The sequence below is a fragment of the Bradyrhizobium sp. PMVTL-01 genome (assembly GCF_051861855.1).
Taxonomy (GTDB): Bacteria; Pseudomonadota; Alphaproteobacteria; order Rhizobiales; family Xanthobacteraceae; genus Bradyrhizobium.
The window spans coordinates 6,108,639-6,130,179 of record NZ_CP193982.1; the positions used below are offsets into that span (position 1 = coordinate 6,108,639).

Here is a 21,541-nt window from a genome sequence, read left to right on the forward strand (position 1 = left end):
GCGGTGCAAAATTGTTCAACCTGCCACGATCGTACGGGGACCGGTGTGATCTGCCCCACATACATGCGCTTTTCTTGCCCCACCCTCGCCGGGCGACCTCCTCAGTGCAGATCGGTAACATAATACTGAAACACTTTCCTGCGGATGCCTGCCCGCACAGGCGGGCCGATCAAGTCCGGTTCCATAGCAGTCCTGCACGACGTATGTCTCACGAACTCCCGCTTTGGCTCGACCGCATCGCAGACGATGCCTAACCGCGGGCAAATTCCCCCTCCGGCCAATGCCATCCTGTTCCGCTGCAGGCTTCGGATTCCGTTTCAAAGGATACCAAACCTAAAGGCTTGCCACGTAGATTTTTGGGCTGACATCCACCATTGGCGGGACCATGAACACGGCCGCGACGTCGCTTCCCGAGAGGAATGCCGCTGAGATCGCGGCTCTCGTCCTGACGCCCGAGGCGGTGGCCGACAGCTTCTGCCGCTACGGCGGCGAGGAGTTCCTGCTACTGCTGCCGGACACCGAAGGCGACGCCGCCTCGCGCACACTCGAGCGCTTTCGCCGCGTCGTCGCCGAACTCGACTGGAACGAATTCTCTGCGGGCATGCACGTGACGATTTCAGCGGGCGTCGTGACGCTTCGCGACAATGATACTGCCGACACGTTTCTCGCGCGCGCCGACAGCGCGCTCTATTCCGCCAGGGCGCAAGGGCGCAACCGCATCGTAACGAACTGACCAATCCATTTTTTCTCCCGGGGGGCCAGAGGCTCCGCCGGACCTAACGCTCCAGGACAGGGCAATGAGATCCAGACCCGAAAAATCATCCGAGAATTTGCTTGAAGAATTGCAGGCCGCGCTCTCGCACGGCACCGTTGCGCGCCGGGTCGAGACGCTGCGCCGTGTCACCGATCTCTTCGTGGGCAACGCGGTGGACTATTCCGACGACCACATCCGCGTGTTCGACGACGTGTTCGAGTGCCTGATCCAGCAGATCGAGACGTCGGCCAGGGCGCTGCTCGCCGATCGCCTCGCACCGATCGCGGCCGCGCCGCCGAAGATCATCCGCACGCTGGCGCTCGACGAGGTCATCGAGGTCGCAGGACCCGTGCTGACGAAATCGGAACGGCTGGACGAGGCCACCCTGATCGAGATCGCGCGCACGCGGGGCCAGGCCCATCTGAAGGCGATCTCGCTGCGGCGGGTTCTGTCGGAAGCGCTGACCGACGTGCTGGTGACGCGCGGCAACGAGGACGTGGTGCAATCGACCGTCAGCAATCCGGGCGCGCAGTTCTCCGAGCAAAGTCTCACCGACCTCGTCACGCGCGCCGAACGCGACGACGGCCTCGCGACCTGCATCGGCCTGCGGCCCAGCCTGCCGCGCCATCACTACCTGAAGCTGGTCGCGAAGGCGTCCCTGAGCGTGCGCAGGAAGCTGGAGGCGGCGCATCCCGGGCTCGCTGACGAGGTATCGAGCGTGGTGCAGCAGGCGGCCCAGCGGGTCCGCGCCGCCGCCATGACCCGGCAGACCGAGATGGCGCGCGCGCTGGTGAAGTCGCTGCACGAGGACGGCCGCCTCAACGAATTCCAGGTCACCACCTTCGCCGAGCAGGGCAAGTTCGACGAGACCAATGCGGGGCTCGCCGCGCTCGCTGGCGTTGCGGTCGAGACCGCCGAGACCATGATGATCGAAAGCCGCACCGAGGGCGTGATGATCCTCGCCAAGGTCGCGGGCATGCAATGGTCGAGCGTGCGCGCGATCATCGCCATGCGCGAGAAGCTCTCAGGCGGCACGACGGCCGACATGCTGGCGCTACGCGACAGCTACGAGGCGCTCCGCAGCTCGACCGCGCAGCAGGTGCTGCGCTTCCATCGCATGCAGAACGCGACGCCGGCGGCTTGAAGCCGCCGGATTTAGTACCGCAAAACCCTCGATCCCACCGCCGCGCCGATCACGGTCACCACCGCGGTCGCGATCGTGTACCAGGTCGCGACGAACAGCGGTGAATCGTCGGTGCAGTGCGAGGCATAGAGCGTCGCGGCAAGTCCGGCCGACACGAGGCCTGCGAGCGCACCGGCAAGCGCAGGCCGCGACGGCGCGCCGTGGCGAAGGCCAATCAGCGCCCCCGCAAGCAGCGGCAGCGACATAGCGGGGATCGCCATCAGGCAAGTCCTGGAGTTCTTGCCCATCAGGCGCATCGTCATCGGCATCGCAGGCGCCATCATCGCCTCGCTGCCGATCGCAACTGCAAGCAGGCCGACGGGGAGCAGCAGCAGCCAGCCCCAGCCGCGCAGCAGGGCTTCCGGCCGCGACAGATGCAGGCTGACGATGATCGCGGGAATCGCGAGCGACAGCGTCACCGCGAACTTCATGTCGAAGAACGGATTGCCCATCGCGCTCATCACGTCGGCGCGCACGCCGAGGAAGGTCGCGAAGATCAGGATCGACAGCGGCGCGGCCACCAGCAGCGCCATGGTCAGCACGGCGCCGACGCGGGGCGCGCGGTGGGCGTTGTCGGCCGCGAGCGAGCGAATGAGTTGATCGGTATCCATGCCTAGTGGTCCCGCAGTTTGGCCGTCAGTGCGGCAAGTCCGCGGTGCAGTGCGACCCGCACCGCACCTTCGCTCATCGAAAACTTCGCCGCCGTGTCCTTGATCGAGGCGGCCTCGACCGCGATCGACTGCAGCACGTCGCGCTGGCGCTGCGGCAGCGTGCCGAGTTGCGCCGCAACCTCTCCGGCCGAAGCCGTCTCGTGCGGCGCCTCGCCCGGCAGCGTCTCGGCGAAATCGTCGATGTTGACGAAGACGCGCCTGCCGCGGCGCCTGAGCGCATCGATCAGCTTGTTGCGGGCGATCGCGAACAGCCAGGGCGCGAAGGGCGCTTCGCTGTCCCAGGTGTGCCGTTTCAGGTGCACCGCCAACAAAATCTCCTGCACGATATCCTCGGCCTGGTCGGGAGGCTGCCCGGCCCGCGCCAGGCCGCGCCTCGCGGCAACGCGCAGCACCGGCGTGACCGCCTTCAACAGGCGATGATACGCCGCATCATCGCCTGCCATGGCCGACCGCATCAGGCCGGTCCATTCGTCCTCACGTCCGCGCACGCGCGCCCCTCACCATGCAATTCGGCCGCTCTTTCAATTTGTTACGCCGGTCCCGCGCGATCACGAACTCGTGATCGATGCTGAGAGCCGATGCGCCGATGCGACCGCAAAAACCCGCGACGGCTCATAACACCGATCGTTCCCGTCCGCACCCGGCGGCTGGCGGCACCGGAGGACCTGCCCCGCTTTTGCCCAGTGTGGCCCGAAGATTCCCCTTTTCTGCCCCGCTGTCGTCACCTCGCGGCGTCTCTGTTCGGTCCGGGGATGGGCGAATTGGGGAGATCGTCAACATGATGAAAGCCAGCGGGCGCGCTGCCCTGATTCTTCTTGCCGGGTTTTTCCTGCTGTTCGGAGGCGCTGCACAGGCGGCGCCAGCCTCGACCACGAGCAGCCAATCGGACAGCGCGGGCAAAGAGGCCGATGCAATCAAACCGGGCAAGCACCGGCACCAGTCTTCTCGCCGCACCAGCAACAAGACGGCGCAGAACTCGTCCGGCGACAAGGCCGCCGGCGGCCCGACCGCCTCGAGCCAGATGCCGCCCGGGGTCGCCAACGCCAATGCGCAGCTTGCCGCTGCCGATACGCCCGCGGCTGCGGCCTCCGCCATGACCGGCCGCGCCAACGACAACGTTCAGGCGGCGGCCGACAATACCGCGGCCCCGAATGCCGAGAGCCAGATCGTCGCCCCCGACCAGCCGAACGATCTCGACGGCGCCGCGCAACAGGACAGCCCACCCGCCCAGAAGGCGGTGCCTGCCGCAAGCGAGGCGCAGCCGCGTCCCGCGCCGGTGATGGCCAGCAGCCATCAGAGCTCGGCCTGGGACCAGAGCTCCATGATCGGCAAGATCTTCATCGCCGTCGGCACGCTGCTGACCTTGGCGTCCGCCGCGCGCATGTTCATGGCCTGAATTTCCTGGCCTGAGTTGCCCCGCCTAAGTTTCCAGGCCTGGAACGCGCGACTTGCAGCGTGTTCCGGGCCGCTTTGTTCCGAAGGCTTCCTTGGGCTCTTGAAGCCCATCGCGCCAGCAGGCACATTGCCCACCCAATCAAAAGCGTGGGTGGAGCATGAGCACGTTCGAACACATCATCGTCGAAAGCAAAGGCGCGGTCGGCATCATCAAGCTGAACCGGCCGAAGATGCTCAACGCGCTCTCCTTCGGCGTCTTCCGCGAGATCGCGGCGGCGGTCGACGATCTCGAGGCCGATGATGCCATCGGCTGCATCGTCGTGACCGGCAGCGAGAAGGCCTTTGCCGCCGGCGCCGACATCAAGGAGATGCAGCCGAAGGGCTTCATCGACATGTTCTCCGAAGACTTCGCCGCGATCGGCGGCGACCGCGTCGCGCGCTGCCGCAAACCGACCATCGCCGCGGTCGCGGGTTACGCGCTCGGCGGCGGCTGTGAACTGGCCATGATGTGCGACTTCATCATCGCCGCCGACACCGCCAAGTTCGGCCAGCCCGAAATCACCCTCGGCACCATTCCCGGCATCGGCGGCACCCAGCGCCTGACCCGCGCCATCGGCAAGTCCAAGGCGATGGACCTCTGCCTCACCGGGCGGATGATGGATGCGGCCGAGGCCGAGCGCTCGGGCCTGGTCAGCCGCATCGTGCCTGCCGACAAGCTGATGGACGAGGTCATGGCCGCCGCCGAGAAGATCGCCTCGATGTCGCGCCCGGCAGCCGCGATGGCCAAGGAGGCGGTGAACCGTGCCTTCGAGACGACGCTTGCCGAGGGCATGAGCGTCGAGCGCAACCTGTTCCACGCGACCTTCGCACTCGAAGACCGCTCCGAAGGCATGGCGGCGTTCATCGAGAAGCGCCAGCCGGTGAACAAGAACCGGTAACGCGCGGAAGCGTCAGGCTGGTGTAAGGCTCCGGCGTCTTTTCGCAAAATGCTGTGACGCACCTGCAACAAGCACGGAATAGATGGGGGTTTTCCCCGCGGCAGTTTGCCTGCGGGACCTCGGCTGGTTAAACAGTTAAGAGGCCACCGTCGCGGGGGCGGACAGCCGGGGTTTAGCGGGATTACATGAGTGGGCGTACCGCCAGAGCTGGTCGCGTGATGGCGCGACGTCGATCGGGCGTGGGTCCTGTGCTTGCGATATGGACCACGCTGGCGTTCTCGTGCGCCCTGCCCTCGGCTGCATGGGCCGAAGCCTTGCCCGAGGCGCTCGCAAAAGCCTACCAGACCAACCCACAACTCAATGCCGAGCGCGCGCGCCAGCGCGCCACCGACGAGAGCGTGCCGCAGGCGCTCGCCGGCTACCGTCCGCAGCTCGTGGCGAGCCTCAGCGCCGGCCTGCAATCGGTGCGCAACCTTTTGCCCAACAACACCATCCAGACCGCTGATCTGAAGCCGTGGATCATCGGCGTCACCGTGACGCAGACCCTGTTCAACGGCTTCCGCACCGCCAACAACGTGCGGGCCGCCGAGCTCCAGGTGCAGTCGGGCCGCGAGGCGCTGCGCAATGTCGGCCAGGGCGTGCTGCTCGACGCGGTCACCGCCTATACCAACGTGCTGGCGAACCAGTCGCTTGTCGAGGCGCAGCGCTCCAACGTGGCCTTCCTCCGGGAGACCCTCGCGGTCACCCAGCGCCGCCTCAATGCCGGCGACGTGACGCCGACCGACAGCGCCCAGGCCGAAGCCCGCCTCAACCGTGGCCTTTCCGATCTCAACGCCGCCGAGGTCGCGCTTGCGGTGAGCCAGGCGACTTACACGCAGGTGATCGGCAACGCACCGTCGCAGCTCAAGCCCGCCGAGGTGGTCGATCGCTATCTGCCGAAGAGCCGCGAGGATGCGCTCTCGCTGGCGATCCGTCAGCACCCGGCGGTGATGGCGGCAGGTTTCGACGTCGACGTCGCCTCGACCAACATCCGCGTCGCCGAGGGCGCGCTGCTGCCGAGCGCCAGCGTCCAGGGCAGCGCCAGCAAGAGCCGCAACAACGACCCGACGCTCGGAACCTTCGCCGAGGACCAGGCCTCGATCGTCGCCAATGTCACCGTGCCGATCTATGACGGCGGCCAGGCCGCCGCGCAAACCCGGCAGGCCAAGGAGGTCACTGCACAGAGCCGGCTGGTGCTCGATCAGGTGCGGAACCAGGCGCGCACGGCGGCGGTCAGCGCCTGGGTCGCCAATGAAGGCGCCAAGATCGCGGTCTCGGCCTCGGAATCCGAGGTGAAGGCGGCAACCGTCGCGCTGCAGGGCGTGCAGCGCGAGGCGGCCGGCGGCCAGCGCACCACGGTGGACGTGCTGAACTCGCAGGCCGACCTGATCCAGGCCAAGGCCCGCCTGATCGGTGCGATGCGCGACCGCGTGATCGCCTCCTACACGCTGCTCAGCGCCGTTGGCCATCTCGACGTCAAGACCTTGAACCTGAACACACCGGACTATCTGCCCGAAGTGCACTACCAGCAGGTCCGCGACGCCTGGCACGGCCTGCGCACGCCGTCGGGGCAGTAGCCTCAGAATCTCCTGGGTCCCGCCGCATCCATCTGATGGGAGCTTCGGGCTCCGGGGTGACGACGCTCGGACGCGCGCTGGCGGGCCGGCTTGCGCTGTCGCATCAAGACACCGACGATTATTTCTGGCTGCCAACCGTGCCGCCCTACCAGACGACCCGCCCCGTCGCCGACCGCCTGCGCCTGATGCGCGAGATGTTTCTGCCGCGTCTCGATTGGGTGCTGAGCGGAACCGTCACCGGCTGGGGCAACGAACTCGTCCCGTTGTTCGATCTCGTCGTCTTTGTGACGACGCCGCGCGAGCTTCGGTTGCAGCGCCTGCGTGATCGCGAGGCCGCGCATTTCGGAGCCGATGCTGTCGCACAGGGCGGCTGGCGTCATGAGGAGACGGAGTCGTTCGTGGAATGGGCCTCGCGCTACGAAGCCGGCGATCGCGAGGGCCGTAGTCTCGCAAAAGATGAAGCATGGCTCTCGGAGCTGCCCTGCCCGGTCGTGCGCGTTGACGGCTCACGCGCGCTTGCGGAGCTTGTCGAGCAGCTATGCAACGAGGCGCAGGGGCTGCCCCGGCTGATGTGATAGTGTCCCGGCACCAGTGCCAAATAACAACAACAGGAAGAGAAACCGTGCTCAACCGACGCAGCGTCCTGCTTGCCTCCCTTGCCGCCGGAGTAGCCATGACCAACAGAGCCCACGCCCGCGCGGCGCAGCCTACGACGCCGGTCAATTTCGACGTCCCCGCGCATGCCTGCGACTGCCACACTCACATTCATGGTGATGTCGAGAAGTTTCCGTTCTTCGCCGGGCGCGTCTACACGCCGGAGCCGGCAAGCCCTGAAGAAATGGCTGCACTGCACAAGGCGCTGCATATGGAACGCGTGGTGATCGTCACCCCCAGCGTCTACGGCACCGACAATTCGTCGACCTTGTTCGGCATGAAGGCGCGCGGTGCCAATGCGCGCGGCGTCGCCGTGATCGACGACAAGACGACCGAGGCACAGCTCGATGCGATGCAGGCGGACGGTTTCCGCGGCATGCGCCTCAATCTCGCAACCGGCGGCGTCAACGACCCCACTGTCGGAAGGTCACGCTTCACCGCCGCCGTCGAGCGCATGAAGGCGCGCGGCTGGCACGTGCAGCTCTACACCACGCTGGCCATGATCTCCGCGATCAAGGACCTGGTCGAGACGGCGCCGGTGCCGGTCGTGTTCGACCATTTCGGCGGCCTGGAGGCCTCGCTCGGCCTGGAGCAGCCGGGCTTCTCCGATCTCGTCGCGCTGGTGAAGTCCGGCAAGGCCTATGTGAAGATCTCCGGCGCCTATCGCTCCTCGAAGCTCGCGCCGGATTATCAGGACATGGTGCCGTTCGCGCGGGCCCTGATCGCGGCGAATCCGGATCGCATCGTCTGGGGCACCGACTGGCCGCATCCGGATTCGAGCCGGGTCGAAGGACGCAAAGCCACCGACATCGCCCCGCTCTACCAGATCGACGACGGACGCCTGCTCAACCAGCTGCCGGTATGGGCGCCGGACGCGGATGTGCGCAAGAAGATCCTTGTCGACAATCCGGCGCGGCTCTACGGATTTTGACGTCCGCGCCGGGCGTTAGCGCGCGCGGCGGGAGAAGAAGGAGATCAGCACTGGCAGCGTCACCAGGATCACGACCGGCGCCAGCATCATGCCGGTGACGACGACGACCGCGAGCGGCTTCTGCACCTGCGAGCCGATGCCTTCGGACAGCGCTGCCGGCAACAGGCCAACGCCCGCGACGACGCAGGTCATCAGCACGGGCCGGAGCTGCAGCTCGCCGGTGCGGATCACCGCGCTCATGCGGTCCATGCCCTCTTCGATCAGCTGGTTGAACTGCGACAGGATGATGATGCCGTCCATCACGGCGATGCCGAACAGCGCGATGAAGCCGATCGCCGCGGACACGCTGAACGCAGTGCCGGAGATCAATAGCCCCAGCACGCCGCCGAAGATCGCCATCGGGATCACGCTCATCGCGAGCAGCGTGTCGGTCATCGAGCCGAAATTGAACCAGAGCAGCACACCGATCAGCGCCAGCGAGATCGGCACCACGATGGACAGCCGCCGGATCGCGTCCTGGAGATTGCCGAACTCGCCGACCCATTCCATGTGCGAGCCCGGCGGCAGCTGCACCTGGTCGGCGATCTTCTGCTGCGCCTCGCGGATCGCGCTGCCGAGGTCGCGCTCGCGCACCGAGAACTTGATCGGCAGATAGCGTTCCTGCTGCTCGCGATAGATGTAGGCCGCGCCCGAGACGAGGCTGATGGTGGCGACCTCGCTGAGCGGGATCTGCGTGACGGTCCCGTTCGGCCCGGGCGCGCCGATGCGCAGATTCTGGATCGCCTCGGCGCTCCTGCGGAATTCCGGCGCAAGGCGAACGATGATCGGGAAGTGGCGGTCGCTTCCGGGCTCGTAGAGATCGCCGGCGGTGTCACCGCCGATCGCGACCTTGATGGTGGCGTTGATGTCGCCGGGAGCGAGTCCGTAGCGCGCCGCCTTGGCGCGGTCGATGTCGATCTGGACGGTCGGCTGGCCGAGCGAGGTGAACACCGCAAGGTCGGTGACGCCCTGCACGGTCGACAGCACCTGCTTGATCTTGTTGGCGGTGTCGGTGAGCGCCTGCAGGTCGCTGCCGAACAGCTTGATCGAGTTCTCGCCCTTCACACCGGAGACGGCTTCGGAGACGTTGTCCTGCAGATATTGCGAGAAGTTGAACTCGACGCCGGGGAAGCGGTCGTCGAGCTGCTTGAGCAGTTCCGCGGTCAGCTCCTCCTTGTCGCGCGTGCCGGGCCATTGGCTGACGGGCTTGAGCGGAGCGAAGAATTCGGCATTGAAGAAGCCGGCGGCGTCGGTGCCGTCGTCCGGACGGCCGTGCTGCGACACCACGGATTCGACCTCGGGCCGGGCCCGGATCACCTTGCGCATCTCGTTGACGTAGCTGTTGCCTTCCTGGAGCGAGATGGTCGGCGGCAGCGTGGCGCGGATCCAGAGATTGCCCTCTTCCAGCTTGGGCAGGAATTCGAGGCCGAGCAGCCGGCCCAGCGCCACCGTCATCACCACGAGGCCGACCGCGCCGCCGAGCACGATGCTGCGGTTGGCCACGGCCCAGTTCAGCACCGGCATGTAGAGCCGCTGCAGGATCAGCATCACGCGGGTCTCGGTCTCCTCGACATGCGCGGGCAGGATGATGGCGGAGAGCGCCGGGGTGACGGTGAAGGTGGCAAGGAGGCCGCCGGCCAGCGCGTAGGCATAGGTGCGCGCCATCGGCCCGAAGATGTTGCCCTCGACGCCGGAGAGCGTGAACAGCGGCAGGAAGGCCGCGATGATGATCGCGGCGGCAAAGAAGATCGAGCGCGAGACGTCGGCGGCGGCGCTGAGGATGGCGTGGCTCTTCATGCCGAACAGCGTCTCGTTCGACATATGCTCGTGTTCCGACACCGGCGTCGTCTGCGTCAGGCGGCGGAAGATCGCCTCGACCATGATGACCGTGGCGTCGACGATCAGGCCGAAATCGATCGCGCCGACAGACAACAGGTTCGCCGATTCCCCGCGCAGCACCAGGATGATCACCGCGAAGAACAGCGCGAACGGAATCGTGGCGCCGACGATCAGCGCGCTGCGGAGGTCGCCGAGGAAGATCCATTGCAACAGCACGATCAGCAGGATGCCGACCACCATGTTGTGCAGCACGGTGTGAGTGGTGAGCTCGATCAGGTCGCCGCGGTCGTAGATGCGCTCGATGCGTACGCCGGGCGGCAGGATGCTGGAGTTGTTGATGGTCTGAACGAGCTGGTGCACGCGCTTGATGGTCGGCGAGCTCTGCTCGCCGCGGCGCATCAGCACGATGCCCTGCACGATGTCGTCGGAATCGTCGATGCCGGCGATGCCGAGACGGGGCCGTTGCCCCACGGTGACCGTGGCGACGTCCTTGACCAGCACCGGGTTGCCGTTGGTCTGCGAGACCATGGTGTTGGCGAGATCGTCGATCGAGCGGATCAGGCCGACGCCGCGCACCACCGCGGATTGCTGGCCGATATTGACGGTGTTGCCGCCGACATTGACGTTGGAATTGCCGACCGCCTGGAGCAGTTGCGGCAGCGTCAGGCCGTTGGCGACCAGCTTGTTGAAATCGACCTGAAGCTCGTAGGTCTTGCTCTTGCCGCCCCATCCGGTGACGTCGATCACGCCGGGCACGGCGCGGAAGCGGCGCTGCAGGATCCAGTCCTGGATGGTCTTGAGATCGAGCACGCTGTAGTTCGGCGGGCCGACCAGGCGGTAGCGGAAGATTTCGCCGATCGGGCTGAGCGGCGAGATCTGCGGCTGCACGTTGCCCGGCAGCGGCGCAAGCTGCGCCAGGCGGTTCAGGACCTGCTGCAGCGCCTCGTCATAGGTGTAGGCGAAGGAGAACTGCAGCTTGATGTCGGAGAGGCCGTAGAGCGAGATGGTGCGGATGGTGGTGAGGTTCTTCAGGCCCGCAACCTGGGTCTCGATCGGGATCGTGATGTAGCGCTCGATTTCCTCGGCCGACAGGCCCGGGCTCTGCGTCACGATGTCGACCATCGGCGGGGTCGGGTCGGGATAAGCCTCGATGTTGAGCTGGTTGAACGCGATCAGGCCGCCGATCAGCACGGCCACGAACATGCCGACCATCAGGAAGCGCCGGTTGACGGCAAGGGCGACGAGGCGATCCATTCAGGTCTTCAGTTTCTTGAGTCGTCGATCAGCTGCCGGACGCCGCGCGGTCGATGAACAGGCTGCCCTTGACGACGATCTGCTCGCCGGGTTTCAGGTTGCTGGTGACTTCGACGAGGTTGCCGTTGATGAGGCCGATCTTGATCTCGCGCAGCTCGACCGACTTGTCCTCGCGCGCGACCCAGAGACGGACCTTGTCGGCTTCGTAGATCAGGGCCTGCTTGGGCACCGCCGGCGCGGCACGGTCACCGGCCGAATAGATCGTGACGTTTGCGAACATCTCCGGCTTGAGCAGGCCGTCCTTGTTGTCGATGGTGGCGCGGACCAGAAGGCGACGGGTGGTCGGATCGATCGCCGCGGCCACGTAGTTGATCTTGGCGGTGAGCGGGCGGCCCGGCAGCGCCATCACGTTGACGCTGATGTCCTGGCCGATGCACACCGCGGCCGCATCGCTCTCGCGCACGAAGGCGGTGAGCCAGACCGTCGAGAGATCGCCGATCACGAACACCGGATCGCTGGCGCCGGAATTGACGTACTGACCCGGGCCGATCTTGCGCTGCACGACCGTGCCTGAGATCGGCGAGTAGATCGTGATCTCCCGGTTGATCGTGCCCTTGTCCTGGAACGCCTTGATGGCCTCGTCGGTGAAGCCGAGGATGCGCAGCTTGCTGCGTGCGGCCTCCAGCGCCGTCACCGAGGAGCGCATGTCGTTCTGCGCCTGGACCTGGTTCGCCTCCGCTTGCTGATAGTCCTTCAGCGGAATGGCGTGGCCCTCATAGAGATCCTTCGCGCGCTTGAACTGGATGTCGGCGAGATCGATCGCCGACTTCGCCTTGTTCTGCGCGGTCATCGCGGCGATGAAATCGTTCTGGGCCTGCACGGTGTCGGCGGCCTCGATTGTGAACAGCGGTTGACCTTGCGTCAGGGTCTCGCCGGGCTTTGCGAGCAGCTTGGTGACCCTGCCCGCATAAGGCGAGAACACCGGCGTCGAGCGATCCTCGTCGACCGCGACCTTGCCCTCGGTGACATATTCGGCCCGGAAGGTCTTGGCCTTGACCGGCTCGATCGTCAGCGTCGCCCATTCGGACGGCGTCGGCGTGAAAGTCTGCGCATTCCTGCGCGACTGGCTGGAAATCTCGGAGTGGCTCTTCTCCTTGGCGCCTACATGGAGAAAGCCGTAGGCCCCGCCGCCGGCAAGAGCTAGTAAAACTACGGATGTGATCACCCGCTGTTTTGTAAGCACCTGCAATCGCTTGGTATTTTCGAGTACCATGGGGCCCGGTCGTATCTGCGACGGTCTCGGCAGACGCCTGCCTTATCGGTCGCGCTAATAGTGCCGAATTGGGATTTCAAACAACCTAAAAAACGCTTCGCTCCTTTCCGTTTGCGTTAAAATTTTGCGACGCGTCAGCCCCACGTCAGGTTCGAACCGGCCACCGTGCCGGATGACTGCCGAGTGGCATCGCCGGACGGCTCCATTGCGCCGGCGTCTTCGACAGCAGGGCCGAATGCTGCACCGCCTTCAACGTACCGAAGCCAGATGGCATGCTCTCGATGAACGCCGCATGTACGGCCTCCCCCGTAATATCCGGGGTGTTCAGTCCGCCGTCGAGCCGGCCGAGATTCCACAGCCAGCGGCCGGTCTGCGCCAGCGACACGCGGACGTGCCAGCTGCCGCCTTCGCGCGTCTGGCGCGCCCTGGCCATCATCGCGCCGAACGCCATCAGATAGCCAGTAGCGTGATCGAGCATCTGTGCCGGCAATTCCTTGGGAGCCTCGATGCCCGCTGCCTCTCCCTCGGCATGGTTGAAGCCGGTCGTGGTCTGCACCAGCGAGTCGAAGCCGCGCCGCTCGGCCCAGGGGCCGGCATGGCCATAGGCCGACAGCGTGACATAGACGATGCCGGGACTGATCGTGGCAACCTCTTCAGGCGCAAAGCCGAGGGCGGCGAGCGCGCGCGGGCGATAGCCCTGCGAGAAGATGTCGGCGTCCTTGAGCAGCGCGCGCAATTGCGCCCTGCCCGCTTCGCTCTTCAGCTCGATGAAGGTGGTGAGCTTGCCGCGGCCGGTGTCGATGGTGAGCCAGGGAATGGCGGGCAGCTCGGGCCCGGATACCAAGAGCACATCGGCACCATGAGCGGCGAGCGTGCGGCCCGCGACAGGGCCTGCGATGACGCGGGAGAGATCGAGCACGCGAATGCCGGCAAGCGGACGATCGCCTTTGGGCCATGGTTTCGGCGGGGCCTCACCGACCTTCTCGATCGAGAGCAGCGGCAATTCGGCGAGCGCACGCGCCTGCGGTAGCGCCGACCATTCGTCGTACGAGCGCATCAAGGCAACGACGCCGCCCGCAGCATAGGCCGCGGTTTCAAAATCCTCGCCCTTCCACTGCATCAACGCAGCCTGCACCTTCTCGCGCTCCGCTTCGCAACCGAGCACCTTGCAGACGGCGTCGCGGTGATGCGGGAAATTGGTGTGGCAGCGGACGAAGCGGCCATCGCCCGTCCTGTAGACGCCGGCGATCGCGTCCCAGGCCGGTGGCGGCGGCTTGTCGTCGAGGCGCAAATAGCGCTCGGAGCGGCATTCGGCCACGGCGTGGCGCATGTCGACGGTGACGTCCTGCATCTGCCCGCTGCGCAGCCGCCAGATCTCCGCGGCGGCGAGACCAACGGCGGCGATCGTGGCCTGGCCGGCGACAGCGACGCGAAACGAGGACGGGATCTGCGGCTCTGTGCCGGTCAGCCGCACGCGATCGAGCGCGGCCGCCTCGCCGCCCGCGGTGGTCCAGATGTCCTTGAGAATATCGGCGGGGCTTTGCATGGCCGCTTCGCTCCCTTAATTTTCACGACCATCTCATTAGCACATAAGGAAATGCAATGGCCGCCATCGATCCCCTCACCGCGGGCGCCGTGTTCGTCGCAACGGCGGCCACCGACGCGGTCTATGTGATGTTCACCTCCGCCGTGGTCGCGCGCAAGCGCGTCCCGGCGGCGACGTGGAGCGCGATCTGGTACCTGCTCTCCTCCTACGCCGTGATCAGCTATACCGAAAACGCCTTCTATGTCGCCTTCGCCGCGATCGGCTCCTGGGTCGGCGCCTATGCATCGCTGACCTTCCTCCACCGCCCGCCCGGCGGCCCGCCGGTGGGGGCTGCGCCGGAGTGAGGCGGCCCGACCTCTCTCGACGTCATTGCGCGCGCAGCAATCCAGAATCGTTCCGCGGCGTCAGTCTGGATTGCTTCGTGGCAAGAGCTCCTCGCAATGACGACGTGGAGGCTTCTGGGCGTCTGTCGAAACAGCTACAGTCCCTGCGACCAACAAAAAGGAGCCAACAATGGATCTCGGTCTCAATGGCAAGAACGCCGTCGTGCTTGGCGGCACGCGCGGCATCGGGCGGGCGATTGCGGCGACGCTGGCAGGTGAAGGCAGCAATGTCGCGGTCTGCGCGCGCAACGCGGACCAGGTCGCGGCAACCGTCGCGGAGTTGAAGGCGAGCGGAATCCGCGCCACCGGCAGCCCGGTCGATGTGACCGACGGCGCGGCACTGAAAAGCTGGATCGAGGGTGCTGCAAAAGAGCTCGGCGGCATCGACATGCTGTTCTCCAACGCCGGCGCAATGGCACAAGGAGGCGATCCGGCGTCCTGGGAGCAGAACTTCCGGCTCGACGTGCTCGGTGCCGTGCACGCCTTCGACGCCGCGCAGCCGTTCCTCGAAGCCAGCGGCGCCAGCAGCGGCGATGCGGCCTTCGTGATCATCTCGTCGGTCTCCGCGGCGCAGGCGGACACGGCCAGCTCCTACGGCCCGATCAAGGCCGCGCTGATCCACATGGCCAAGGGACTGGCGCGGCAATACGCGAAGAAGAAGATCCGGGTCAACGTGGTCTCGCCCGGCACCGTCTATTTCAAGGGCGGCGTCTGGGAGATGATCGAGCAGAACATGCCCGAGCGTTACCAGGACGCGATGAAGCGCAATCCGACCGGCCGCATGGCGACGCCGCAGGAAATCGCGAGCGCCGCGGTGTTTCTGGCGAGCCCGGTGTCGGGGTTCACCACGGGATCCAATCTCGTGGTGGATGGCGCGATCTCGAACCGGGTGAATTTTTAGGCGGTGTGCTGACATCGCCCGGCTTTGACCGGGCGATCCCGTATTCCAGAGGCGGCTGTGATTGAGTCGAGAAGCCGCGGCGTACTGGATACCCGCTTTCGCGGGGTATGACGACGGAGAGTGTGGCGCGCGATCGTTCGGCAAACTCGTCATTGCGTACGCAGCGAAGCAATCCAGACTGCCTCCGCGGAAAGACTCTGGATTGCTTCGCTGCGCTCGCAATGACGGCGTGGTGGGCAGCCCGCCTTACGACGCTCAACGAAAATCCCGCGACGGCGGCAGGATGCGGACGTTGCGTGGGTGGCGGATTTTTTGCGCGGGCATGTCCGCAAGCGCGCGGGGGTCTTCGTTGAGCGGCTCGACCACGGTTGCGCCTGCCGGCACCGGATGCTTGCCGCTTAGCGCATCGTTGGCGAGGCCGACCAGATCGTGCGAGCGGTCGATCAGGCGCTGGGCGATGAGATGCGTCACCTTTTCGGGGCTGCTCTGGATGTAGCCCTGAACCTCGATGAGACGCGCGCCCATCACTTCTTTGCGGTACTGCTCCATGATCTTGGGCCAGACGACGACATTGGCGATGCCGGTTTCGTCCTCCAGCGTCATGAACACGACACCGCTGGCGCTGCCCGGCCGCTGCCGCACCAGGACCACGCCGGCGCAGCGGACGCGCCGCCGCTCGTTCTCGTGGCTGATCTCCTTGCAGGCGACGACACGCTCACGCGTAAACATCTCGCGCAGGAATTCCATCGGATGCCCCTTCAGCGACAGCCGGATGGTCTGGTAATCCGCGACCACCTGCTCCGAGCGCGGCATCGCCGGCAGCGGCTTTGCGCCTTCGTCCGGCTGCTCGCGCGCGGTCGCCGCCTCGAACAGCGGCAGTGGCACGTCGTCGGGCAACCGCCGCACCTGCCACAGCGCCTCGCGGCGGTCGAGCCCGAGCGAGCGGAACGCGTCGGCATCGGCCAGCAGGATCAGCGCGCGCTTGGGCAGGCCGGTGTCGCGGGCGAAATCCTCCAGCGAGGTGAAGGGGCGGCGGTTGCGGGCCGCGATGATGCGGTCGGCCCAGTCTTCTTTCTTGTCATTCCGGCGCGTCGGGTCAGCGAGGAGCCCGGAATACATTTCTCCAGGCGTATGCGGCTCGATAGATTCCGGGTTCGCGCTTTGCGCGCCCCCGAATGACAGCTGGAAGCGTTTCAGCCTCTCCTCATCTTCATCCAGCCAATGGAAGCCGTCGATCTGGCGGAAGCCGAGACGCACGGCGCAATATTTTCCGTCAGTGTTCTCCAGCGTGTTCTGCGCAAAGCTGAAGGACACGTCGATGTCACGGACCTCGACACCGTTCTTGCGGGCATCGCCGACGATCTGCGCCGGGGCATAAAAGCCCATCGGCTGCGAGTTCAGCAGGCCGCAGCAGAAGGCGTCGGGATGGTAATGCTTCAGCCATGAGGAAATGTAGACCAGTTGCGCGAAGCTCGCGGCATGGCTCTCCGGAAAGCCGTAGGAACCAAAGCCCTTGATCTGGTCAAAGCAGCTTTTGGCGAAGCTGGGGTCGTAGCCGCGCGCGACCATGTTGCCGATCAGTTTCTCCTCGTATTGGCCGATGGTGCCGACATTGCGGAAGGTCGCCATCGAGCGGCGCAGGCCGTTGGCTTCCTCGGAGGTGAATTTTGCCGCTTCGATCGCGATGCGCATCGCCTGTTCCTGGAACAGGGGAACGCCCTTCGTCTTGTGCAGCACCTTGTAGAGCTCGTCCGCGGGACCGTGCTCCGGCGAGGGCGAGGGATAGCTCACCTTCTCGAGCCCGTTTCGCCGCCGCAAGTAAGGATGCACCATATCGCCCTGGATCGGACCCGGCCGCACGATCGCGACTTCGATGACGAGATCGTAGAAGGTCCGCGGCTTGAGGCGCGGCAGCATATTCATCTGGGCACGGCTCTCGACCTGGAATACGCCAAGCGACTCCCCGGCGCACAGCATGTCGTAAACTTTGGGATCATCCTGCGGGACAGTCGCCAGAACCCAGCGCTTGCCCTTGTGCTGATCGATCAGATCAAAGCACTTGCGGATGCAGGTCAGCATGCCCAGTGCGAGCACGTCGACCTTCATCATGCTGAGTGCGTCGACGTCGTCCTTGTCCCATTCGATGAAGGTGCGGTCGTCCATCGCGGCGTTGCCGATCGGCACATAAGTGTCGAGCCGGTCCTGCGTCAGCACATACCCGCCGACATGCTGGGAGAGATGGCGCGGGAACTCGATCAACTCGGTCGCAAGCTCGACCGCGAGGTTGATCATGGGATTTTGCGGATCGAGCCCGGCCTGCCGCACCTGCATGTCGTTGAGGCCCTTGCCCCAGCTGCCCCAGACGGTATCGGCGAGCGCAGCAGTGACGTCCTCGGTCAGGCCTAGCGCCTTGCCAACGTCGCGGATGGCACTGCGCGGGCGGTAGTGGATGACGGTGGCGATGATCGCGGCACGGTGGCGGCCGTAGCGGCGATAGACATATTGCATCACCTCCTCGCGCCGCGAATGTTCGAAATCGACGTCGATGTCGGGCGGCTCCAGCCGCTCCTTGGAGATGAAGCGCTCGAACAAGAGGTCGACCTTGGTCGGGTCGACCGAGGTGATGCCGAGCACGTAGCACACGGCCGAATTCGCCGCCGATCCCCGCCCCTGGCACAGGATGTTCTGGCTGCGGGCGTAGTGGACGATGTCGTGCACGGTGAGGAAATAATGCGCGTATTTCAGCTCGGCGATCAGCGCGAGCTCTTTCTTGAGAGTGGCGCGCAGCTTGTCGTCGATGTTTTCGATACCGCCAAAATATTTATCGACGCCCGCCCAGGTCAGGTCCTCCAGATGCCCCTGCGCGGTCTTGCCCGGCGGAACCGGCTCGTCCGGGTACTGGTATTTGAGCTGGTCGAGCGAAAAGTCGATCCTGTTCGCAAAGCGCATGGTCTCCGCGATCGCCTCGGGGAAATCGCGGAACAGCCGCGCCATCTCGCGGGGCGTCTTCAAAAAGCGTTCGGCATTGGCCTCGAGCTTCCGCCCGACCGCCTCGATCGTAGTCTTCTCCCGGATGCAGGTGAGCACGTCCTGAAGCGGACGGCGGCCGGGATCGTGATAGAGCACCTCGTTGGTTGCGAGTAGCGGCACCTTCGCCTTTGCGGCGAGATCGTCGAGCCGCGCCAGGCGCCGCCGGTCGTCGCCGCGATAGATCAGGCTGGCCGCCAGCCACACGCCCTCGGCGCGGCTGCCTTTGAGCTGGGCAAGGACATCCAGGGCCTGTACTGGCTCGAAGCGATGCGGCAGCGTCAGGATCAGGAGTTGACCTTCAGAAAACTCCAGGAGATCGGCGAAGGTGAGACGACACTCGCCCTTCTCGATCCGCGTGATGTCGTCGCCGCGCTTGCCCCGGGTGAGAAGCTGACACAGCCGGCCATAGGCCGCGCGATCGCGCGGATAGACCAGAATGTCCGGCGTGCCGTCGATGAAGACGATGCGGGCGCCGATCAGCAGTTTCGGCTTGTGCAGCACCTTGTCATTGTCGAGCTCCTTGTAGGCCCGCACCACGCCGGCGAGCGTGTTGTGATCGGCGATGCCGATCGCGGGAATGCCGAGGAGGCTCGCTTGATGCACATAAGCGCGCGGATCGGAGCCGCCGCGCAGGAAGGAGAAGTTGGTGGTGATGCCGATCTCGGCATAGGCTGATGTATTCATGCGAAGAGACCGTGCACATACCAGCCGGGAGACGCGGGCTTGCCGTCGCCGTCGAACACCTCTCCTTCGTAGAGACCATCACGGAAGATCCAGAAGCGCAGGCCCTCGGCATCCTCGATGCGGAAATAGTCCCGCGTCAGCTGCTTGCCGTCCTGCCGCCACCATTCCATGGCGATGCGCTCGGGCCCTTCCACCCGCACCACCGCGTGCAGCGCGCGACGCCAGGTGAATTGGTGTGGCGGGCCATCGGGCACGGTCGCGAACGGCACCTTGATCGGCTCCGGCTTGTCGAACAGCCGCAAGGGGCGTAGCGGCGGCTCGCTCTCGGTGCGAACAGGCCATTCGGCCTGCATGGCGGCGGCGAGATGATGCTGCGCGGGCGCGGCCAGCACCGCGTTTTCGGGGATATGGGTATCCTCAGGCAGGTGCACGACGACGCGCTTGCCTCCAATGCGCGCGGCGATGCGGTCGATCAAAGCGGCGAGCTCGTCATTGTCGTGGACATGGGCGTCGAGGTCGCGCTGCTCCTGCACCACGATCTCGGTGCGGCTCGCCGACAGCCGCACCATGTCGAAGCCGAAGCCGGGATCCAAGGGATCGGCGAGCGCATCGAGATGCTCCCGGAACAGGCGGTCGACCACCGCGCTGCGCGTCACAGGACGCCCGGTCTCGACCATGATCGCGCGCACCACGCCGTCGGTGCGGAAGAAGGCGGCCTCCAGCCGCCGCGCGCCCTTGCCCTGCTTCTCCATGGAGGCAATCAAAGTGTCGGCCAGCCGCGACAGCGTCATCGCAATCATCGTGTCGGTCGCGATCGGCTCGGCAAAGCGCTTCTCGACGATGTAGTCGGGCAGCGGCTTGCGCGGATTGATCGGCGCATCGCCCTGCCCCAGCGCGTGCGCAAGCAGGGTCGAGAACCGCGCACCGAACCGCGCCGTGATCTCGGGGGCGCTGCGCGAGGCGACATCGCCGATCGTCTTCAGGCCGGCACGGCGCAGGCCGGTGGTGATGGCCTCGCCCGCACCGAGCGTGGAGACCGGAAACCGGTCGATCGCCGCCGCCTCCTCGCCATCGGCCACGATGGTGCCAGATGCCTGCCGTGTCAGCGTACGCGCGCAAATCGAGGTACCGGCAATCGCCGCGCTGACGGCAAAACCCTGTCGACCGAGCGCCCGGACCAGCGTCTGCAACAGCGCAGCCTCGCCGCCGAACAGGTGCGCACAACCGGTGATATCCAGGAACAGGCCATGCGGCGGATCGAGCGCCACCAGCGGCGTGAAGCGGTCGCACCAGTCGGCGATGTCGCTGAGCGTCTTGGCATCGGCCACGACATCGGCGTCGAACACTCTCAGGTCCGGGCACATCGCTCGTGCATTCGCGAGCGGCTGGCCGATGTGCAGGCCCAAACGCGACGCCGCATCGTCCAGCGCATGGATCACCAGCGCGTTGTTGTCCTTGATGACGACAATGCTCGGCTCATGATCGGCCTTATGCAGTCCGGCGCTGCCAAGGAACCGCTGGATCCGGTCGATGGGCAGGCGCGGCAGCCACAGGCTGAGAATACGTCGACGGTTCACTGAACTGGCACTCATCACAATTCCATTCCATGATCCACCGGCCGCAGGGGCCATGACGATTGCGCAAGAGCGCGGCATCGAAGCGCGGCGCGCCCCAGGCGCTCCAAGGCACCGCAGGCATTGAAGCTGAGCCCGGCGGCGAATGCGCCGCGCGCAGCATCCATCGTGTCTCCGCAGTCGAAGGCAACGGCTGCGCCGCCATCCGCAGCAGGAGGCCGGTGACGCCAGAGCCTTGTGCGGCCAGCGTCAGCTTGCGGCTCGCCACGAGATCGAACTGCCTGATCTCGCCCCAGAGCTCTAGGACGACGGCACCGAGCGCATCGCAAGCGAGCGCATCGGCCGAAGTGCGCAGCGCGCTCTCGACATCGGCGGCGCGCACCATCACCACGCGGCGCGGGTCGAGGCCGAGCTCGGCAAGCCCGCTCATCGACAGCGCGCCTGTTTCGATTTCCGAAAAATCCTGCCGCACCCACAGCAGCGGCCGGCGCGCTGAGACACGCCCCGCAAGTCCCATGACAAAACCCGTCGCGGCCGCGCCCTGGCGCCCCTCGCAAAACACCTCGTGGATCGCCGCACGCGCGAGCCCGCCCTTCAGCGCGCGATCGATTTCGCCGTGGCCGAGCGCGACACGCTCGTGCTGATGCACGACTTCCGCCGTCTCGATGCGCTCGATCTGGCTGCGCAAGATCGCAAGCGCGCTTGTTCGTGCGCCGCTCATGCTCGCCGCTCCTCAGGAATTGGTGCCGTCGTCTTCAAAAGAAGAACCAACGGCTGGCTCATTTGTTCATGATATGTTCTAATATAAAGCTAACGGCGGCCGAAGAGTCAAATCGAATTGGCGCGCCAGGGATTCATGAGCTGAATCAAAGGGAT

General features: G+C 65.7%; 16 protein-coding genes and 1 pseudogene. 9 read left to right on the forward strand and 8 right to left on the reverse strand.

The window, feature by feature from the left end:
- Nucleotides 1-463: 463 nt before the first annotated feature.
- A pseudogene (locus ACRQ5Q_RS29655) lies at nucleotides 464-733 on the forward strand (GGDEF domain-containing protein); the annotation flags it as partial.
- Nucleotides 734-797: 64 nt separating this feature from the next.
- The gene (locus tag ACRQ5Q_RS29660; protein ID WP_439374274.1) at nucleotides 798-1,898 is read left to right on the forward strand and encodes a DUF2336 domain-containing protein; all 1,101 of its coding nucleotides are present in this window, start codon (nucleotides 798-800) and stop codon (nucleotides 1,896-1,898) included.
- Between the two features lie 11 nt (nucleotides 1,899-1,909).
- Here ACRQ5Q_RS29660 and ACRQ5Q_RS29665 read toward each other — a convergent pair whose 3' ends face one another.
- Both ACRQ5Q_RS29665 and ACRQ5Q_RS29670 read right to left on the reverse strand, forming a co-directional pair.
- A complete protein-coding gene (locus tag ACRQ5Q_RS29665) occupies nucleotides 1,910-2,548 on the reverse strand; it encodes an NrsF family protein (RefSeq protein WP_439374273.1) in 639 nt (212 codons plus the stop codon).
- A 2-nt stretch (nucleotides 2,549-2,550) separates the two neighbouring features.
- Nucleotides 2,551-3,096, reverse strand: coding sequence for a sigma-70 family RNA polymerase sigma factor (locus ACRQ5Q_RS29670; protein ID WP_439374272.1), 546 nt, complete (start codon nucleotides 3,094-3,096; stop codon nucleotides 2,551-2,553).
- A gap of 290 nt (nucleotides 3,097-3,386) precedes the next feature.
- Between ACRQ5Q_RS29670 and ACRQ5Q_RS29675 the strand changes: the two genes are divergently transcribed.
- From ACRQ5Q_RS29675 to ACRQ5Q_RS29695, 5 genes are all read left to right on the forward strand, one after another.
- On the forward strand, nucleotides 3,387-4,004 hold the full coding sequence (locus ACRQ5Q_RS29675; RefSeq protein ID WP_439393486.1) for a hypothetical protein: 618 nt from the start codon (nucleotides 3,387-3,389) through the stop codon (nucleotides 4,002-4,004).
- 157 nt (nucleotides 4,005-4,161) lie between these two features.
- On the forward strand, nucleotides 4,162-4,941 hold the full coding sequence (locus ACRQ5Q_RS29680) for an enoyl-CoA hydratase (protein WP_439374270.1): 780 nt from the start codon (nucleotides 4,162-4,164) through the stop codon (nucleotides 4,939-4,941).
- A 185-nt stretch (nucleotides 4,942-5,126) separates the two neighbouring features.
- On the forward strand, nucleotides 5,127-6,557 hold the full coding sequence (locus tag ACRQ5Q_RS29685) for a TolC family outer membrane protein (protein ID WP_439393488.1): 1,431 nt from the start codon (nucleotides 5,127-5,129) through the stop codon (nucleotides 6,555-6,557).
- A complete protein-coding gene (locus tag ACRQ5Q_RS29690) occupies nucleotides 6,524-7,132 on the forward strand; it encodes a hypothetical protein (RefSeq protein WP_439399903.1) in 609 nt (202 codons plus the stop codon). Before ACRQ5Q_RS29685 ends, ACRQ5Q_RS29690 begins: the two co-directional genes overlap by 34 nt.
- A gap of 47 nt (nucleotides 7,133-7,179) precedes the next feature.
- Nucleotides 7,180-8,142, forward strand: coding sequence for an amidohydrolase family protein (locus ACRQ5Q_RS29695; RefSeq protein ID WP_439393490.1), 963 nt, complete (start codon nucleotides 7,180-7,182; stop codon nucleotides 8,140-8,142).
- A gap of 15 nt (nucleotides 8,143-8,157) precedes the next feature.
- Here ACRQ5Q_RS29695 and ACRQ5Q_RS29700 read toward each other — a convergent pair whose 3' ends face one another.
- The 3 genes from ACRQ5Q_RS29700 to ACRQ5Q_RS29710 all read right to left on the reverse strand — a co-directional run bounded on the left by ACRQ5Q_RS29700 (nucleotide 8,158) and on the right by ACRQ5Q_RS29710 (nucleotide 14,093).
- A complete protein-coding gene (locus tag ACRQ5Q_RS29700; protein ID WP_439393492.1) occupies nucleotides 8,158-11,274 on the reverse strand; it encodes an efflux RND transporter permease subunit in 3,117 nt (1,038 codons plus the stop codon).
- Between the two features lie 28 nt (nucleotides 11,275-11,302).
- Complete coding sequence (locus tag ACRQ5Q_RS29705) at nucleotides 11,303-12,547, reverse strand: efflux RND transporter periplasmic adaptor subunit (RefSeq protein WP_439393494.1); 1,245 nt, start codon at nucleotides 12,545-12,547, stop codon at nucleotides 11,303-11,305.
- Nucleotides 12,548-12,692: 145 nt separating this feature from the next.
- Nucleotides 12,693-14,093 (reverse strand): CoA transferase, encoded by a 1,401-nt coding sequence (locus tag ACRQ5Q_RS29710; RefSeq protein WP_439393495.1) that lies wholly within the window; start codon nucleotides 14,091-14,093, stop codon nucleotides 12,693-12,695.
- A 56-nt stretch (nucleotides 14,094-14,149) separates the two neighbouring features.
- Here ACRQ5Q_RS29710 and ACRQ5Q_RS29715 point away from each other — a divergent pair, with 56 nt between their 5' ends.
- Together ACRQ5Q_RS29715 and ACRQ5Q_RS29720 are read left to right on the forward strand one after the other, a co-directional pair.
- On the forward strand, nucleotides 14,150-14,437 hold the full coding sequence (locus ACRQ5Q_RS29715) for a hypothetical protein (protein WP_100230195.1): 288 nt from the start codon (nucleotides 14,150-14,152) through the stop codon (nucleotides 14,435-14,437).
- A gap of 169 nt (nucleotides 14,438-14,606) precedes the next feature.
- A complete protein-coding gene (locus ACRQ5Q_RS29720) occupies nucleotides 14,607-15,377 on the forward strand; it encodes an SDR family NAD(P)-dependent oxidoreductase (RefSeq protein ID WP_439393497.1) in 771 nt (256 codons plus the stop codon).
- 255 nt (nucleotides 15,378-15,632) lie between these two features.
- Here the strand turns inward: ACRQ5Q_RS29720 and ACRQ5Q_RS29725 are convergent, their stop codons facing one another.
- Genes ACRQ5Q_RS29725 through ACRQ5Q_RS29735 form a run of 3 tightly spaced genes read right to left on the reverse strand, consistent with a single transcriptional unit; the run spans nucleotide 15,633 to nucleotide 21,386 of the window.
- Nucleotides 15,633-19,091, reverse strand: coding sequence for an error-prone DNA polymerase (locus ACRQ5Q_RS29725; protein ID WP_439393498.1), 3,459 nt, complete (start codon nucleotides 19,089-19,091; stop codon nucleotides 15,633-15,635).
- A complete protein-coding gene (locus tag ACRQ5Q_RS29730) occupies nucleotides 19,088-20,683 on the reverse strand; it encodes a Y-family DNA polymerase (protein WP_439393500.1) in 1,596 nt (531 codons plus the stop codon). Before ACRQ5Q_RS29730 ends, ACRQ5Q_RS29725 begins: the two co-directional genes overlap by 4 nt.
- Entirely contained in the window at nucleotides 20,580-21,386 is an 807-nt protein-coding gene (locus ACRQ5Q_RS29735; protein ID WP_439374261.1) for an ImuA family protein, read from the reverse strand. The genes ACRQ5Q_RS29730 and ACRQ5Q_RS29735 overlap by 104 nt, the downstream gene beginning before the upstream one ends.
- Nucleotides 21,387-21,541: the final 155 nt, after the last annotated feature.

Coding starts and splice junctions, on each gene's coding strand:
- ACRQ5Q_RS29660 (WP_439374274.1), top strand. CDS start 798: ATGAGATCCAGACCCGAAAAATCATCCGAGAATTTGCTTGAAGAATTG.
- ACRQ5Q_RS29720 (WP_439393497.1), top strand. CDS start 14,607: ATGGATCTCGGTCTCAATGGCAAGAACGCCGTCGTGCTTGGCGGCACG.
- ACRQ5Q_RS29730 (WP_439393500.1), bottom strand. CDS start 20,683: ATGAGTGCCAGTTCAGTGAACCGTCGACGTATTCTCAGCCTGTGGCTG.
- ACRQ5Q_RS29700 (WP_439393492.1), bottom strand. CDS start 11,274: ATGGATCGCCTCGTCGCCCTTGCCGTCAACCGGCGCTTCCTGATGGTC.
- ACRQ5Q_RS29725 (WP_439393498.1), bottom strand. CDS start 19,091: ATGAATACATCAGCCTATGCCGAGATCGGCATCACCACCAACTTCTCC.
- ACRQ5Q_RS29675 (WP_439393486.1), top strand. CDS start 3,387: ATGATGAAAGCCAGCGGGCGCGCTGCCCTGATTCTTCTTGCCGGGTTT.
- ACRQ5Q_RS29680 (WP_439374270.1), top strand. CDS start 4,162: ATGAGCACGTTCGAACACATCATCGTCGAAAGCAAAGGCGCGGTCGGC.
- ACRQ5Q_RS29665 (WP_439374273.1), bottom strand. CDS start 2,548: ATGGATACCGATCAACTCATTCGCTCGCTCGCGGCCGACAACGCCCAC.
- ACRQ5Q_RS29735 (WP_439374261.1), bottom strand. CDS start 21,386: ATGAGCGGCGCACGAACAAGCGCGCTTGCGATCTTGCGCAGCCAGATC.
- ACRQ5Q_RS29705 (WP_439393494.1), bottom strand. CDS start 12,547: ATGGTACTCGAAAATACCAAGCGATTGCAGGTGCTTACAAAACAGCGG.
- ACRQ5Q_RS29685 (WP_439393488.1), top strand. CDS start 5,127: ATGAGTGGGCGTACCGCCAGAGCTGGTCGCGTGATGGCGCGACGTCGA.
- ACRQ5Q_RS29710 (WP_439393495.1), bottom strand. CDS start 14,093: ATGCAAAGCCCCGCCGATATTCTCAAGGACATCTGGACCACCGCGGGC.
- ACRQ5Q_RS29715 (WP_100230195.1), top strand. CDS start 14,150: ATGGCCGCCATCGATCCCCTCACCGCGGGCGCCGTGTTCGTCGCAACG.